Source organism: Shewanella sp. K8, from assembly GCF_028823715.1.
Classification (GTDB): domain Bacteria; phylum Pseudomonadota; class Gammaproteobacteria; order Enterobacterales; family Shewanellaceae; genus Shewanella; species Shewanella algae.
Genome location: NZ_JAPEHY010000006.1, coordinates 145,883 through 162,128 on the forward strand (window position 1 = coordinate 145,883; position 16,246 = coordinate 162,128).

Here is a 16,246-nt window from a genome sequence, read left to right on the forward strand (position 1 = left end):
GAACTCCTTAGAAATTCGCTTGTTTGTTGGAGCTCTTGGCCATGGCATCTTCCCGACTGATCAAGCCGCGATTCACCAGGTTCTGCAGGCTCTGCTCCAAGGTTTGCATGCCATGGGCCATACCGGTTTGGATAGCAGAATACATCTGTGCCACCTTGTCCTCACGGATAAGGTTTCGGATAGCCGGGGTTCCCATCATGATCTCATGGGCCGCCACCCGGCCGCCGCCAACTTTCTTGATCAGGGTCTGGGAGATAACCGCCTGCAACGACTCAGACAACATGGTACGCACCATGTCCTTCTCGCCTGCGGGGAATACGTCAACCACACGGTCAATGGTCTTGGCCGCCGAGGTGGTGTGCAAGGTACCGAACACCAAATGGCCGGTTTCTGCCGCGGTCATCGCCAGGCGTATGGTTTCCAAATCCCGCATCTCACCGACCAGGATGACATCGGGGTCTTCACGCAGGGCGCTTCTGAGGGCGGCGTTAAAGCTGTGGGTATGGCGATGCACTTCCCGCTGGTTGATAAGACATTGCTTGTTTTGGTGCACGAATTCGATAGGGTCTTCAATGGTGAGAATATGATCGTGGCGGTTCTCATTGACGTAATCTATCATCGCCGCCAGGGTGGTACTCTTACCCGAACCTGTGGGGCCGGTTACCAACACCAGGCCACGAGGATATGAAGCAATTTTCTTGAAGATTTCCGGTGCGCCCAGTTGTTCCAAAGTCAAAATGTCGCTGGGAATAGTACGAAAAACCGCGGCGGCGCCGCGGGACTGATTGAAGGCATTGACACGAAAACGCGCCAGATTGGGGACTTCAAAGGAAAAGTCGATTTCCAGAAACTCTTCATAATCCTTACGCTGCTTGTCATTCATTATGTCGTAGACAAGTCTGTGAACCCCTTGGTGATCAAGCGCAGGGACATTAATCTTTCTGACCTCGCCGTCGACGCGTATCATGGGAGGCACACCGGCCGACAGGTGCAGATCCGAAGCGTTATGCTTTACACTAAAGGCCAATAATTCAGTGATTTCCATAGTTTGGGATATCCGTTCAACCAAAAAGTTTACATCATGACAACAATAGCAGACAGACTGGCGCTAGCCCAGCGCAGGATAGCTCAAGCGGCGCAAATTTCGTCCCGAAATGCAAGCGAGATCAAGCTGCTGGCTGTCAGCAAGACCAAGCCGGTCGCCGACATTGAACAAGCTTATGCCGCCGGGCAACGTTGCTTTGGCGAAAACTATGTCCAGGAGGGGCAACAGAAAGCCATGGAACTGGCGCAGCGCTGTCCCGATATAGAATGGCACTTTATCGGCCCGCTGCAATCCAATAAATCAAGAATTGTCGCCGAGCACTTCCATTGGATGCACACCCTGGAGCGGGAAAAAATTGCCCGCCGCCTGTCGGAGCAGCGCCCAGAAGGCATGCCACCACTGGAAATCTGCATCCAAATCAATGTTTCGGGTGAAAGTTCCAAAGCAGGAATAGCAACACAGAGCGAAATGTTTGAGCTGGCAAGCCTGGTGGACTCATTGCCCAACCTCAGACTCAGGGGACTGATGACAATTCCCAGTGCCGGTGAAGGCCCAAGGCTTGAGGCGGAGCTGTCGCACATGCAGCAACTGTTTGCCGAACTGAAGCTCAAGTTTCCACAGGTGGATACCCTGTCCATGGGTATGAGTCAGGATCTTGAGCTCGCCATCGCCAAGGGCTCTACCATGGTCAGAGTCGGTAGCGCTATTTTCGGCGAGCGGAACTACGGCTGATAAACCAGTCAATAAGATCTGAGATTGGCCGCTGAGACCTTGTTTTTGATAGTATTGGCCCAAATACTAATATCTCCCGCACGGTCAAACCCGATGCGGGATACACTCCAATCACAAGTGACAGGGGACAGCATGGCTCAAAAGAAAATCTGTTTTATCGGCGCCGGCAATATGAGCCGCAGTATCATCAGCGGGCTGGTGGGCAGCGGTTATCCGGCTGAATTGATCCAGGCCAGTAACCCAAGCACAGGTAAACTCGATGCACTCAAGCGCGATTTCGGCATCCTCACCACCACAGACAACCAAGCCGCCTGTGACTGGGCCGATATCATAGTGCTGTCGGTCAAACCGCAACTGATGCAGCAGGTGTGTGAGCAACTGGCAACACTGCCGCTGGCCGACAAGCTGTTTATTACCATAGCGGCAGGGATCCCGGCCGCCAAATACAATGACTACTTCGGCCAGCAGATTAAGCTTATCCGCACCATGCCCAACACCCCAACCCAACTTGGCTATGGCATGACAGGCCTTTATGCCGCAAGTGGGGTTGAGCAGGCAGATAAAGATCTTTGTCAGCAGATTATGGCCAGTGGCGGCGAGACCCTGTGGGTAGACAAAGAAGCGGATCTCAATTTGGTGATCGCCTTGGCGGGCAGCTCTCCAGCCTATTTTTTCCTGTTTATGGAAGGCATGATGGATGCGGCCAAAGAGCTGGGGCTGGATGAATCCAAGGCCAGGTTATTGGTGCAGCAGGCGGCTCTGGGTGCCTCACAGATGGTGATTCAAAATCCTCAGCTGAGCGCCGGCCAACTGCGACAGAATGTCACCTCCAAGGGCGGTACCACCCATGAGGCGGTGGAAACCTTCCAGCGAAGTGATCTCAAGGGACTGATCAAGCAAGCAATGAATAACTGTATTGCCAGGGCTGAAGCCATGGCCAAAGAATTCTAAACGACCCAAGGGCGAAACTTTTCATGAATGAAGCATTGATTTACCTGATTACAGTCGTATTCGACCTCTATTTTATGGTAGTCATACTGAGGATCTGGCTGCAGCTGGTGCGGGCAGATTTTTATAACCCCTTCAGCCAGTTTATCGTCAAAGCCACCCATCCTATTGTGGCGCCCATGCGGCGGATACTGCCCTCCATAGGCAGTCTGGATACGGCCTCTGTGGTGCTGGCGCTACTGGTAGTGGTAGTCAAAATACTCTTGCTGACCCTGATGGCGGGCCAGGCGTTCAACCTGGTTGCAACCTTGATGTTTGCCCTGGTGTCCTTGTTCAAAAAGGCCGGGGTATTGCTGTTCTGGATCCTGATCATTCGCGCTATCCTCAGTTGGGTCAGCCAGGGGCGCAACCCGATTGAATATGTGATGATGCAGTTGACCGAGCCGCTGCTGGCGCCCATTCGCCGCTTCCTGCCGCCCATGGGCGGGCTGGACTTGTCGCTGCTGGTGCTGATGGTGTTGATGAATTTCGTCAACATACTGCTGGCCAAGACGATTCCTTTCTGGGCCATCGCTTGATGAAAGCCGTTAGTTGGGAGCAGCAGGATCTACTGCTCAATCTCTATATCCAGCCCAAGGCCAGCCGGGATCAACTGGTTGGCCTGCATGGTGAAGAGTTCAAGGTGGCCATTACCGCGCCACCTGTGGACGGCAAGGCCAACGCCCACCTGACCAAGTATCTGTCCAAGGCCTTCAAGGTGCCCAAGGGACAGATAGCCATAGTCAAGGGAGAACTGGGCCGCCACAAGCAGGTGCGTATTGAAGCGCCCAAGATACTGCCCGCTGAAATCGAGGCCTTGCTCTGATGCCATGGCAGCAGACAAGGGACTATAATCAATTCAACACACTTAACCTCAGGTAAAGCATTATGTTGCGCAAATTTTTGACCCTGCTTTTGTGTCTCGGCTCTCTGGCCGGTGTCGCCCAAGCCGAACAGAAGCAGACCGTCGGCCAGTTCGATATTCACTATATGGCGCTGGGCAGCACCTTTTTGACGCCATCCATCGCCAAGAGCTACGGCATAGAACGCAGCCGTTACACGGGTATCATCAATATCGCCGTATTGGATACCAGTGAAGAGGGCAATCCGGCAGTACCGGTCGAGATATCCGGCCTGGCCAACAATCTTATCGATGCCAGAATGCAGTTGAAATTCCGCGAAATTCGCGAGGGTGATGCCATCTACTATATTGCCGAGGTGCCCTATCGCGACGATCAGGAGATCAACTTTCAAATCCTGATCAAACACGGCAACGAGCTCAACACCACTCTGGCCTTTAAACAGAAATTCTACGTCGATTGAGCTGTACATTCCGTCAATAGAGCGCCGCCGAATGAGCGGCGTTTTTTTATGGCCGCCCCGAGTGGCTATTGACCGCCGACTTAGAGAAACGACAACAGCCATTAGGGCTCAAACCTTCCACGGCTCTACTTGTTTTCGCACCTTTTCATTGTCGCTGAGTGAGTAAACTCTTTTGCAAAATGGTACTATTGCCGGCATTGTGAAATAAGGAAAATCCAAGATGAAACAGATAGTGCTTGCCAGTGGCAACAAGGGAAAACTCAAAGAATTCGCCGAGATGTTCAACGCCTTCAATATTGAGGTGTTGCCACAAAACCAATTCGATGTGCCTGAAGTGGCGGAAACCGGCACCACTTTTGTTGAAAATGCCATTATCAAGGCGCGCCATGCCGCCGAAATCACCGGCCTGCCCGCTATTGCCGATGACTCAGGCCTCGAAGTTGATGCTCTGGACGGCGCTCCCGGCATCTACTCCGCCCGTTACAGTGGCGCCAACGCCACGGCCGAAGGCAACTACAACAAGCTGCTTGGCGCCATAGAGGCAACGCCTGCCCCCCGTACAGCCCGTTTCCAGTGTGTACTTGTGTATATGCGTCATGCCAAGGATCCGACTCCCATCATCTGCCAGGCCGCCTGGGAAGGGGAAATAGGTTTTGAACCCAAGGGCGACAACGGCCATGGTTATGATCCCGTATTCATTCCCTGTGGTTACCAGCAAACTGCCGCCGAGCTCAGCAGTGATGAAAAGAACCATCTCAGCCACAGAGGCAAGGCGCTGAAATTGCTGCTTGAAGCCTTCAAACAACAGGGGATCCTCGGCTGATGCTGACGCTGCCACCGCTGAGTCTCTATATTCATATTCCCTGGTGTGTGCAGAAATGCCCTTACTGTGATTTCAACTCTCACGGAAAACAGGGTGAGCTGCCGCAGCAGGAATATGTCGATGCCCTGCTTGGCGATCTCGACGCCGACCTGCACTATGTTCAAGGCCGGCAACTGCACAGCATCTTTATCGGTGGCGGCACCCCCTCTCTGTTCGATGCTGCCCAGATAGGCAGACTGCTGCAAGGCGTGAACCGGCGCATTGCCTTTGCCGATGACATAGAGATCACCATGGAGGCCAACCCAGGCACTCTGGAACATGATGACTTCAGCGCTTACCGCGCCGCAGGTGTCACTCGCCTCTCCATCGGTGTGCAGAGCTTTGCCAAAGACAAGCTCAACCTGCTGGGGCGAATTCACGGCAAGGATGAAGCCGTCAACGCCGCCAAAGGCGTTGCTGCAGCCGGATACCAGAGCTTTAACCTGGATCTGATGCACGGTCTGCCGAACCAGAGCTTTGAAGAAGCCATGGCCGATATCGACACGGCGGCGGCGCTCAATCCTCCGCACCTGTCCTGGTATCAGCTCACCATAGAGCCCAATACCCTGTTTCATTCACGCCCGCCGCAGCTGCCGGACGATGAAGCGCTTTGGCACATCTATGAACAGGGCCAGCAAAGACTTGCGGCCCTTGGCTACCAGCAGTATGAAATATCCGCCTACGCCAAACCCGGTTTTCAGTGCCGCCATAACCTCAACTATTGGGAGTTCGGTGATTATCTGGGGATTGGGTGCGGCGCCCACGGTAAGCTGACGCTACCGGAGCAGGACCGCATAGTACGCACGGTAAAGATAAAACATCCAAAGGGATACTTGGCCACAGAGGATTATCTGTTTGAGGAGAGCTATGTACTGCCAGAAGACAGGGCGCTGGAGTACCTGATGAACAGGCTGCGACTGATGAGCCCTATCCCCTGGAGCGAATTTGAAGCGCGCACCGGCGTTGCGGCCAACACCCTGGATAAAGGCATGCAGCAGGCCGCCGAGCGCGGGCTGGTGGAGATCACTCCCGGTTACTGGAAGCTCACCAACAAGGGGCATATGTTCGTCAACGATCTGCTGTCGCAGTTTTGTTAACTCCATCTCTTATTAGCCTCCTCTTGCTACTGCCAAAGCGAAAGCAGCAAGAGGAAATATTTTCTAACATTTACGCCAATACTTAATTACCGTATTTCATTAGGATTAACTTCTTTAGACGCAAATGAGCCATAGCAGTCGCGGTTTCTGTGCGTCTTTCCTGACTCGGGCCATCGTCATCAGGCCTGCCATTGCCAAGCAAAAAGGAAGTTGTCCATGCCTATAACCATAAGAAAAAGTCTGTTGACGCTGGCCCTTGGCGCCGTTTTAAGCAGCAGTTATCCCCTTCTCGCCCCAGCCTCCGTCTCCGGGCAGAGTAACCAAGCATCAAACCTGGCTCCTGAGGTCATCAAGGCCGAATCCGCCAAAGCCAACGCCCTGTTTGAAGCCATCTTCAACGAAGATGTTGCCGCCAGCCCGGTGCGGCAGACCTTTCTTGGTATCAAAACAGATTACGGCAAATGGGACTCACTGGGAGATGCAGCCGATGATGCCGCGCTTGCTCGCGCCAAGCAGCAGCTTGAGCGCCTGTCACAACTGGATCCGACAAAGTTGGACCCACAGAGCAAGTTGAGCCTGGAGCTGTTGACCGCCAAGCTGCAACGCCAGATCCGCGATGATAAGTTCCGCCACTACAACTACCCGGTCAACCAGATGTACGGCATTCACTCGCTGGTGCCCTCACTGTTGATAAACCAACACTCGATAGCCGACGAAGCCGATGCCCGCGCCTATATCAGCCGTATAGCCGGGGTTCCTGAGCTGTTCGAGCAGCTGATCACCGCCCTCGAGGTTCGCGCCGAGGAAGGCATAATCGCCCCCAAATTCGTATTCCCCCACGTACTTTCAGACAGTCGCAATATTATTCATGGCGCGCCGTTTGATGGTGAGCCGGACAGCGCCATCTGGGATGACTTCAAGGGCAAGTTGGCAAAACTCAAGCTGGATGAAGACACCCAAGATAAACTGCTGGATCAAGCCGCCATCGCCCTCAAAGAACAATTGAGGCCAGCTTACCAAAAGCTGATTGCCTATCTCGAAACCCTGGAAAAACGGGCCGACAGCAGAGATGGTGTCTGGAAATTCCCGAGCGGCAGCGCCTTCTATAACAATGCCCTGGCCAATACCACCACCACAGAGATGAGCGCCGATACCATTCATCAATTAGGACTGGACGAGGTCGCCAGGATCCACGGCGAAATGCGCGCCATCATGGACAAAGTTGGCTTCAAGGGCGATCTCAAAGCCTTCTTCGAGTTTATGCGCCAGAATGAGGGCTTCTACTTCCCGGACAATGACGCCGGCCGCCGGGACTACCTGAGAGAGGCCACCGCCCTTATCGATAACATGAACTCGCGCCTGGATGAAGTGTTCAAGATAAAGCCCAAAGCGCCTTTGATAGTCAAACAGGTGGAAGCCTTCAGGGAGAAGTCTGCCGGCAAGGCTTTCTACAACCAGCCCTCGGCCGATGGCAGTCGTCCGGGAACTTACTATGCCAACCTCTATGACATAATGGCTATGCCCAAATACCAAATGGAGGCACTGGCCTACCATGAAGGGATCCCCGGGCATCACATGCAGATAGCCATAGCCCAGGAACTGGAAGGACTTCCCAGCTTCCGTCGCTTCGGCTCTTACACGGCTTATATCGAGGGCTGGGGCCTTTACAGTGAGTACTTCCCCAAGGAGATGGGGCTTTACAGCGATCCTTACTCAGATTTTGGCAGATTGGCGATGGAGCTATGGCGCTCCTGCCGTTTGGTGGTAGATACCGGGATCCATGCCAAGAAATGGACTCGAGAGCAAGCCATAGCCTATTACATGGACAACACTCCCAATGCCGAATCTGACGCAGTAAAAATGGTTGAGCGGCACATAGTTATGCCCTCGCAGGCAACCGCTTACAAGGTGGGGATGAACAAGATACTTGCGCTTAGAGCCTACGCCAAGGAGGCGCTGGGTGAGCGTTTCGACATTCGCGCCTTCCACACCCTGGTATTGCAAAACGGCCCCTTGCCGCTGGATGTACTTGAGCAGGAAGTAAAAGACTGGGTGGCCGCGCAAAGCCAGGCTTGAAATTGAATCAACTGCCGCTCCCGTGAGCGGCTTTTTTATGCGCTTGATTCCCTCCTGAAAACAGGCATAAAAATACCCCGGCCACCTGGGCCGGGGTAAACCAAAATCAGGATGATGGTTTTAAGGCCGACATTGTTTTAGTTCGAAAACCTGGGTCGGCATTGATAAGGGCTTAACACTCTGTGTTGAACCAAGCAGTCTACAGCAGGAGGGGTCAGTCCCACGGCACACCCGTATGTTGGTTCCACCCGAATCAACTGCAACCATTGTATTGATTTCAGAACAGACTGCAACAAGATTATTAAAAACCTTTAGGATTCACTAAACAATAAAGCGATAAAAAAACCAACAAAATCTCAATATCTATATGATATAAAAACAAAAAACACCCAAGCGGAACTTGAGTGTTTTTCATTGTTCTATTATAAGAACGATATTTCTTTATTTTTCCTGGCGCAGGGCAAACAGATCTGCGTATTTTTTGTCCCAATAGGGTGGTGTACCTATGTGATCCTTAATGAACTCGATAAAGGCACTCACCTTGGGAGCCAAGTGTTTACGTCTTGGATAAACCGCCTGCAGCGGCAGATGGTGGGTCAGTTGCCAATCGGGAAGTAGAGGAACCAGAGTGCCTTTTTCTATTTCATCTTCCAGCAGATAACTGGCGAGATAAACCACCCCAAGCCCACTGACAGCGGCAGACTTGAGCGCCGGCGCATTGTCGACTCTGAAATTACCCGAAACCCCTATCTCACAGTAGTCATCGCCCTTCTTGAATTGCCAGACGCTGTGCTCATGCCATTCACCGTGGTAAACCAAACAGTTGTGCTCCACCAGCTGCTCCGGCCGGGCCGGCATACCGTGGGCCGCAACATACCCGGGGGATGCCACCAACAGGAACTGACACTTCATCAGCGGGCGGGCCACCATACCCAGAGGCAGTTGCTCTGACATGGTCAGCAGCAGATCCAGGCCTTCACTGACCACATCAACCTTATGGTCCAACAGGCTCACCTGCAGCTCGAGATCCGGGTGACGAGTCATAAACTCGGGCAGTGCCGGAATAATGTGCATGGTGCCGAACGACTGGGAGATCCCTACCTTGAGCACGCCTCGGGTGGCATCATTGAGGTTGTGCACACTGGCCACCGCCTGATCCGCATCCCGGAGCAGTTCTTCCCCCTGCACATACAGCAGATTACCGGCTTCGGTGAGGCTTAAGCTACGGGTTGTTCGCTGGATCAACTGGATCCCGAGTTTATGTTCAAGATCGGCAACCTGGGTACTGACCTTGGATTTGGATATTCCAAGCCTGCGCGCCGCGGCACTGAAGCTGCCGGCACGGGCGACATGAGTGAAAATAGCGATAGGTTCTAACAGTTCTAACATGAAAGTCGCCTTAAGCCGTTTACAACACTGGTAAAAGCTTTCCTGGAAAAGCGACGGGCCTCACCGTCAAGACCCCAAAATGGGGTGTGGGCTGCCGGGTTTTGGAAAGCGCACTGGGTAGAGTCACTGAGTCCTGACTTGGGTGTCAGTTTTATTATTTTTGCGAAGTATACCAATTCTTTCTTATTGACTCTAACCCAAGGATAGCCTTGAGCCAAAAAAACCGCCGCAGTGATGGCATAATCAACAGATAATCAATAAAAAAACCCTGTATCAAGGGAGGGGAAGATACAGGGGGAATCACCAGCTTAAATCTTATTGCTGCAGTTCAACCTTGCCGGACAGTACCTGGAATTCGCCCAGCTCAGGGATCTGCTTGCGTAACTTGTCTTCCAGCACCACCAAACGTTGGAAGTTGTCGCAAAGCGCGTCGGCTCTCTGCTCCATCTCTTGGGCGCGGGACTCCATTTGCACTTCAATATCCTTGCCCATCTTTTCCATCTTCTGGCTGAAGGCATTGATCTTCTCATCAAAGGTTTCGCCCTCACCTGACATCATGGCGCTGCCCATGGCCATCATCAAACTGCCTAGCGACTGCTGCACCAGTTGCTCTATTTCTTTGGAAAACTCATCACCAAAGGCGTTTTCCAGCGACTCTTCGGTGGCCCCCAGGAAGTACTGGTCACCATTGCGATGAGCCACTTCATAGACTCTCTGTTGCAGACTGTCCATGGTTTCATCCAACTTGGCACCGGCGGCATCACCCAAGAGTGGTGTCAGGGCCATGCTCACGGCCTCGCTCGCCATGATGACGGCATCTTCCACCAAAGAGATGACTTCGGGTAACTGCTGAGCCATGGCATCCGAGTACTCGTTGACAAGCTTGCTCTGCTCGGCATTCAAGGCCACTTCTTCACCTTCCACGTAGAGGCGGCCCGGCTCAATTCGATAGTGTTCTTTCCCTTGATTACTGACACTCAGCTTCTTGGGTTCCAGTGAGATGTCGTAGTTGAGTGACATCTCGCATTGCTCATCTCTTGGCTCAAAGTTGATCGCCATAGCAGGCGCCGCCGCAAACAGTGCACACACCAAAGATATTCCACCAATCGCTTGTTTCATTCTGTCTTCCCTCTCGTTTTAATCTGCCGAGTAAACTTGGTTACCGCTTATGGCTCAGAATAAAGCAGACTTTGTGCCAAAGTTATAATTAACTGATACTAAAAGAATAAATATCAAGTATGGCAGCAAAATATGAAAATCCACCATCTAGGAGTGGCAAATTTTACCAACTTGTAGCCGTTATGATGAATAAGACACAAGAAACCAAAGAAAGGTTTAACAGGGAAAGCTCTGGATGGCCTAGACTGTTCCTTTTCTTCACTGCATTCGGGATTAAAAGCCATAATAGCCGCTGTGCCAGCGGCCTAAAGTCGTGGTGTTCCACACCACACCGAGCAAGAGGCTTTGCTTGTCCAAAGCCCCTTGCATCCCCAAGGACACCCCGACGTAGCCGAAATCCCCGCTGGCTTATGAAACAAATTGGCTACACTCAGGACTCGCATCCTTGCTCGACCTTCGAGCCTCGACATCCCTGTCTCGGCTACGCCAATTTGCAACAACGCCAGCGGCGGCTCCGAAGGGGGAATTGGTGCAACTCTTCCCACACAGAGTTGTTTTGAGCTGCAGATATACGCCTAATTCCAGGCACAGGCGGAACTGTGACCGTCGAAAACAGGGACGTTTTCGTCGAGCGCCCAAGGATGGGTTAACAGCGTGTCACAGGATCGCCTGTGCATAAGCCTGCGGCAGGCAATGAGAAACATCCGTCGCCGGAGGCCCTGCCAATACTAATTAGTAACTTTTAGCTGGCAGCCATGATAGCCGCTGTGCCAGCGGCCTAAAGTCGTGGAGCTTCGCCCCACACCCGACCAAGAAGGGATCAACAGCAATCCCCTCTTGGATCTCCCTTGCCGCCCCACACGGTGTCGAAAGCCCCTCGGCCTAATGGCGCAAATAACTACCGCTTCAGACGCTCATCCCTGATTCGACTGACGCTGCTTCGGCATCCATGCCTCAGCCACGTTATTTGCGCCAACGGCTTTCGGCGACACCGAGGGGAATTTGGTGCAATTCTGCAATCATAGCGTTGCTTGAAATTGCTTATATACCCACTAACATACGCCTATTTCCCTGGCACAGGCGGAACTGTGACCGTCGAAAACAAGGCCGAATTCTGTTCCCGACAAATTCGGCATTTCCTACGTCCATGTAGGTCAGATGTTTTCGTCGAGGCTACAAGGACGTATTAACGCCGAGTCACAGGATCGCCTGTGCATAAGCCTGCGGCAGGCAATGAGAAACATCCGTCGCCGGAAACCCGGCAAGCGCTTAATATGCAACTTTAGGCTGAAAGCTATGGTATGGCGTAAAAAACAAAGGCAGCGGAATGCTGCCTTTGGGATCAGAAGATTGAGCGGCCAACGGCCAGCCTGAGTTGCTCCAGCGCTGCCGTTCCGGCGAGTGAGTTGCCGCTGCGGTCAAGCTCCGGCGACCAGACACAGATGGACATGTCACCGGGGATCACGGCGATTATACCACCACCGACACCACTCTTGCCCGGCATGCCGACCCGGTAGGCAAACTCACCGGCGCCATCATAAAGCCCGGATGTAGCCAAAAGCGCATTGAGTCTGCGGCTCTGCAGCGGTGATATCAGCTCTTTGCCATCCATTGCCTTACCGCCTTGGACCAGATACATCATGGCCCGGGAAAGATCGGCGCAGCTCATTTTCAAGGCGCAGTAATGGAAATAGCTTCGCAGCACAGTATCCACATCATTGTTGAAGTTACCGAAGGACTTCATCAGATAGGCAATCGCGGCATTGCGGGCACTATGCTGATACTCGGAATCGGCCACCACCTTGTCGTAGCAGATATGCGGATTACCCGCCAAACGGCGAACCACTTCCAGCATTCTGTGCTTGGGCGCTCCGAGGCGGCTCTGCAGCAAGTCGGCTATGACCAGCGCACCGGCATTGATAAAGGGATTACGGGGAATGCCGCGCTCCAACTCCACCTGCACCAGAGAATTAAATGAGTGACCCGACGGCTCTTTGCCTACCCGGCTCCAGATTTCGCTTTCTTCATAGAGTGTCAGCGCCAGTGTCAGGCTGAACACTTTGGAAATACTTTGAATGGAAAAAGGCTCTAAATAATCCCCTGCCCCCACTGTGGTGCCGTCGGCCATAGTGACGGCAATCCCCAGCTTGTTGGCATTGACCCGGGCAAGGGCCGGAATATAATCCGCCACCTTACCCTGGCCAATCAGAGGGCGAACCCTGTCGAGCACCTGCTCAAGCAAGGCCTCGTCCGGGATTAACTCCACCAAATGTCGTACAGCTCAGTAACTTCCAACTCGCTGATTGGCTGAGCTTCCCAGAATGCCTTGACTGCGCTTCTGTCATCTTCGGTGCACTTGCCAATTCTTTGGGTGGCAATAATGCCTTCCCATTCTCTGTGGCCGCCACCGTGGAAGCCCAAGCCTCTAGGTTCTATGACTTCATCAATAAAACGGTCGACCAGGGGATCTATCTGTTCCTCCGACACAGAGTCGGCAAAACGCCAACTAACGTCAAATCCCAACTCCTGGAATTCATCAACACGCAACTTCTTGCGCAAACGACGACTGCGAATAGCCATACTGCTTCTCCCTCAGGTGTAATTACTCTGTACGTTCGAACATCAGATCCCAAACACCGTGACCCAGGCGCTGACCGCGGGCCTCGAACTTGGTCAACGGACGGTAATCCGGGCGTGGCACTACAGTGCCATCGCTGGAAAGGTTGCGATAGCCGGGGGCTGCATTCATCACTTCCAGCATATGCTCGCTGTAGTTTTCCCAATCGGTAGCCATGTGGAACACACCGCCAATTTTCAGTTTACGACGCACCAACTCGGCAAAGGCCGGCTGCACTATGCGGCGCTTGTGGTGGCGTTTCTTATGCCATGGGTCGGGAAAAAACAGCTGCAGCCGCGCCAGAGAATTATCGGCAATGGCATGCTCCAGCACTTCCATGGCATCGTGATGGAATACTCTCAGGTTGGTGACTCCGGCTTCGCCGGCATCGGCAAGACAGGCGCCCACACCAGGCTTGTGCACTTCGATACCGATAAAGTTAAGCTCGGGGGCTTCCTTGGCCATGGTCACCAGTGAGGCACCCATACCAAAACCTATCTCCAGCACTGTGTCTGCCTCACGGGCAAAAACGGCGTTCAAATCCAGCGGCTCGGGGGAATAATCCAGCCCCATGCTGCCCCAATGCGCTTCTATGGCCTGGGCCTGGCCCTTGGTGAGGCGACCCTCACGCAGCACAAAGCTTCTTACTTTGCGCAGATACTTGCCTTCTTCGTTAAACTCGGCCGTTGTGACTTCGCTCATTTTTGCCCCTAGAGAGGTTTGAAAAAAGAAGGGCATTATCCAAAGTTCACCATACAGTGCAAGCCCTGATGCTGAAAAAGTATACCAACAATCCACAAGAACGAAATAAGTCAATCATTTGGGGGGATCAATCTCCTTGTTTCGCCCCTTGGCTGCGGCTACACTGCGCCGATGAACAAAACAGCCTCTTTCGCAGAACGTATCGTAAAATGGTACGACTTGAATGGTCGCAAGACTCTGCCATGGCAACAGCAAAAGACCCCATACAAAGTATGGATTTCTGAAATCATGTTGCAGCAGACCCAGGTCGCGACTGTTATCCCCTACTTCCAAAAATTCATTGCCCGTTTCCCCGATGTCGTCAGCCTGGCCAATGCCGACACGGACGAAGTGCTGCATCTGTGGACAGGTCTGGGCTATTACGCCCGCGCCCGTAACCTGCACAAGGCCGCCATCAAGGTGCGTGATGAGTTTAACGGCGAGTTTCCAACCGACTTTGACTCGGTACTGGCACTGCCGGGCATTGGCCGCTCAACCGCAGGGGCGGTGCTGTCGCTGTCTTTGGGGCAACATCACCCCATATTGGATGGCAACGTCAAACGGGTACTCGCCCGCCACGGCGCCATAGAAGGTTGGCCCGGGCAAAAGGATGTGGAAAACCAACTCTGGCAGCTGACTGAAGCACTCACGCCCAAGGCCGAGATCCAAAAATACAACCAGGCGATGATGGATATAGGTGCCACCATATGCACCCGCTCCCGCCCCGCCTGTGACCAGTGCCCGGTCGCCCGCGACTGCAAGGCGCAGCTTATGGGGCGCCAGGGCGAATTCCCCGGCAAGAAACCGAAGAAGGCGATTCCGGCCAAAGAAGCCTGGCTACTGGTGCTGGAACACAATGGCGAGATCTTGCTGCAGCAAAGGCCACCCGCCGGGATCTGGGGCGGCCTCTGGTGTTTCCCCGAGTTCAGCAACAGACAAAACCTGCTGCAAGCCGCCAAAGCCTTGGGGCTTGCAGAGCACAGCATCACTGAACTGCCCGGCTTTCGTCACACCTTCAGCCACTTTCACCTGGACGCCCAGCCTATGCTGCTGCGGCTAAAGAGCAAAGTAGCCACAAACACGCTGCTGGACCAAGGTCACAGCGCCCAGAGTAAAGACAGGGTAATGGAACCCAAACCCTGTCTCTGGTATAACTTAAACCAACCTTCCCGGGTGGGACTGGCCGCTGCAACAGAGCGGGTATTGGCCAGCCTGGAACCGAGTCTGACCAAGGAGTAAACATGGCACGCACAGTTAACTGCGTCTATCTCAAGAAAGAAGCCGATGGCCTGGATTTCCAACTGTATCCCGGCGAACTCGGCAAGCGCATTTTCGACAATATCAGCAAAGAGGCCTGGGGACTGTGGCAGAAAAAACAGACCATGCTGATCAACGAAAAGAAACTGAATATGATGAATGTCGATGATCGCAAACTGCTGGAAGAGCAGATGGTTGCCTTCCTGTTCGAAGGTCAGGAAGTACAGATTGAAGGCTATGTGCCACCGGCAGAAGATGAATAAGCCGCTATAGCTGTAGCAAGCGAAATGAGAAAAGGCCCTTATGGGCCTTTCTCTTTTGCTGTCGATACGAAATTTATCGGCCAGTTCGTGGCGAATTCAGGCACGAACACCATCCAGGGCGCGGTGGTGAGATATGAAGGCCATAAAAAACCGGGACAATGAACGTGCTGTCATTGTCCCGGTTTGTCTACGGCTGCTGGATTGGAAAGGTTTCGGGGTTAGAAGTTCTCAACTATATATTCAGCAATACTGTCGTACTCATCAGCCATATCGTTCATCAACTCAATCTGATTTTGAGCCCATTGCCCCCGACCTCTAAGCGCATTGGTAGGCCTTACTCGAGACAGATACCTAATCGGAATATTTTGAAATATACTATCTGGTGCCATTACGTTTAGGTCTTCAATCATCCCAATGGCATCCTCGTCGATAAAATCTGGAACAGCATGATAAGCTGTTACATTCTCCAGCTCAGGTAATAAGTCATTTTCAATAGCATCTATAATCGAATCGTGATGTTCAGCATCAGCACCAACCATTTGCTTGCGCCCATTACGTCTACGAGTGTCAAAACCATTAAAAATCCACCCACCAAACTTAGGTTGCCCCTTAGTATTTATGACCCTATCTCTAGGGTTCATATCCATGTAGCGCTCTTTACCTTGCTCCCAATCGCGAATAAAAGATGGAAGCATTTCACCTATCAAGCCAACACAGTATGACGAGAACAAATCGGGG

The 16,246-nt window shown here is 52.8% G+C and carries 17 protein-coding genes; 10 read left to right on the plus strand and 7 right to left on the minus strand.

The features are described 5' to 3' along the window. Positions 1-7: 7 nt before the first annotated feature. Positions 8-1,045, minus strand: coding sequence for a type IV pilus twitching motility protein PilT (locus tag ON072_RS05340; protein WP_025009461.1), 1,038 nt, complete (start codon positions 1,043-1,045; stop codon positions 8-10). Positions 1,046-1,081: 36 nt separating this feature from the next. On the opposite strand from ON072_RS05340, the gene ON072_RS05345 reads away from it, so the two are divergent. The 8 genes from ON072_RS05345 to ON072_RS05380 all read left to right on the plus strand — a co-directional run bounded on the left by ON072_RS05345 (position 1,082) and on the right by ON072_RS05380 (position 8,122). After that, a complete protein-coding gene (locus tag ON072_RS05345) occupies positions 1,082-1,777 on the plus strand; it encodes a YggS family pyridoxal phosphate-dependent enzyme (RefSeq protein WP_044733987.1) in 696 nt (231 codons plus the stop codon). A 132-nt stretch (positions 1,778-1,909) separates the two neighbouring features. Further along, complete coding sequence (proC, locus tag ON072_RS05350) at positions 1,910-2,728, plus strand: pyrroline-5-carboxylate reductase (protein WP_261752895.1); 819 nt, start codon at positions 1,910-1,912, stop codon at positions 2,726-2,728. 23 nt (positions 2,729-2,751) lie between these two features. Then, positions 2,752-3,303: a YggT family protein gene (locus ON072_RS05355; RefSeq protein ID WP_025887553.1), complete on the plus strand. Its 552-nt coding sequence runs from the start codon at positions 2,752-2,754 to the stop codon at positions 3,301-3,303. Continuing rightward, positions 3,303-3,590: a DUF167 family protein YggU gene (gene yggU, locus ON072_RS05360; RefSeq protein WP_037467122.1), complete on the plus strand. Its 288-nt coding sequence runs from the start codon at positions 3,303-3,305 to the stop codon at positions 3,588-3,590. Before ON072_RS05355 ends, yggU begins: the two co-directional genes overlap by 1 nt. Positions 3,591-3,652: 62 nt before the next feature. Continuing rightward, positions 3,653-4,087, plus strand: a complete 435-nt coding sequence (locus tag ON072_RS05365) for a DUF4426 domain-containing protein (protein ID WP_025887551.1) — start codon at positions 3,653-3,655, stop codon at positions 4,085-4,087. 220 nt (positions 4,088-4,307) lie between these two features. Further along, the gene (rdgB, locus tag ON072_RS05370; protein WP_025009467.1) at positions 4,308-4,910 is read left to right on the plus strand and encodes an RdgB/HAM1 family non-canonical purine NTP pyrophosphatase; all 603 of its coding nucleotides are present in this window, start codon (positions 4,308-4,310) and stop codon (positions 4,908-4,910) included. After that, positions 4,910-6,046: a radical SAM family heme chaperone HemW gene (gene hemW / locus ON072_RS05375; protein ID WP_144134414.1), complete on the plus strand. Its 1,137-nt coding sequence runs from the start codon at positions 4,910-4,912 to the stop codon at positions 6,044-6,046. The genes rdgB and hemW overlap by 1 nt, the downstream gene beginning before the upstream one ends. A 216-nt stretch (positions 6,047-6,262) precedes the next feature. Further along, positions 6,263-8,122: a DUF885 domain-containing protein gene (locus tag ON072_RS05380; protein WP_261752894.1), complete on the plus strand. Its 1,860-nt coding sequence runs from the start codon at positions 6,263-6,265 to the stop codon at positions 8,120-8,122. Between the two features lie 441 nt (positions 8,123-8,563). Here the strand turns inward: ON072_RS05380 and ON072_RS05385 are convergent, their stop codons facing one another. The 5 genes from ON072_RS05385 to trmB all read right to left on the minus strand — a co-directional run bounded on the left by ON072_RS05385 (position 8,564) and on the right by trmB (position 13,949). Beyond that, complete coding sequence (locus tag ON072_RS05385; RefSeq protein ID WP_025009469.1) at positions 8,564-9,511, minus strand: LysR family transcriptional regulator; 948 nt, start codon at positions 9,509-9,511, stop codon at positions 8,564-8,566. 315 nt (positions 9,512-9,826) lie between these two features. Beyond that, on the minus strand, positions 9,827-10,630 hold the full coding sequence (locus ON072_RS05390; RefSeq protein ID WP_261752893.1) for a YggN family protein: 804 nt from the start codon (positions 10,628-10,630) through the stop codon (positions 9,827-9,829). A gap of 1,342 nt (positions 10,631-11,972) precedes the next feature. Continuing rightward, positions 11,973-12,887: a glutaminase B gene (gene glsB / locus ON072_RS05395; protein ID WP_144438023.1), complete on the minus strand. Its 915-nt coding sequence runs from the start codon at positions 12,885-12,887 to the stop codon at positions 11,973-11,975. Then, positions 12,887-13,210 (minus strand): YggL family protein, encoded by a 324-nt coding sequence (locus ON072_RS05400; RefSeq protein WP_025009472.1) that lies wholly within the window; start codon positions 13,208-13,210, stop codon positions 12,887-12,889. Before ON072_RS05400 ends, glsB begins: the two co-directional genes overlap by 1 nt. Positions 13,211-13,232: 22 nt before the next feature. Further along, positions 13,233-13,949 (minus strand): tRNA (guanosine(46)-N7)-methyltransferase TrmB, encoded by a 717-nt coding sequence (gene trmB, locus ON072_RS05405; RefSeq protein WP_025009473.1) that lies wholly within the window; start codon positions 13,947-13,949, stop codon positions 13,233-13,235. A gap of 171 nt (positions 13,950-14,120) precedes the next feature. On the opposite strand from trmB, the gene mutY reads away from it, so the two are divergent. Together mutY and ON072_RS05415 are read left to right on the plus strand one after the other, a co-directional pair. Then, on the plus strand, positions 14,121-15,227 hold the full coding sequence (mutY, locus tag ON072_RS05410) for an A/G-specific adenine glycosylase (RefSeq protein WP_261752892.1): 1,107 nt from the start codon (positions 14,121-14,123) through the stop codon (positions 15,225-15,227). Positions 15,228-15,229: 2 nt separating this feature from the next. Then, complete coding sequence (locus tag ON072_RS05415) at positions 15,230-15,508, plus strand: oxidative damage protection protein (RefSeq protein WP_039034915.1); 279 nt, start codon at positions 15,230-15,232, stop codon at positions 15,506-15,508. A gap of 218 nt (positions 15,509-15,726) precedes the next feature. Here ON072_RS05415 and ON072_RS05420 read toward each other — a convergent pair. Next, positions 15,727-16,246: hypothetical protein (locus ON072_RS05420; RefSeq protein ID WP_274625985.1), on the minus strand; the 520-nt coding region annotated here is incomplete at its 5' end.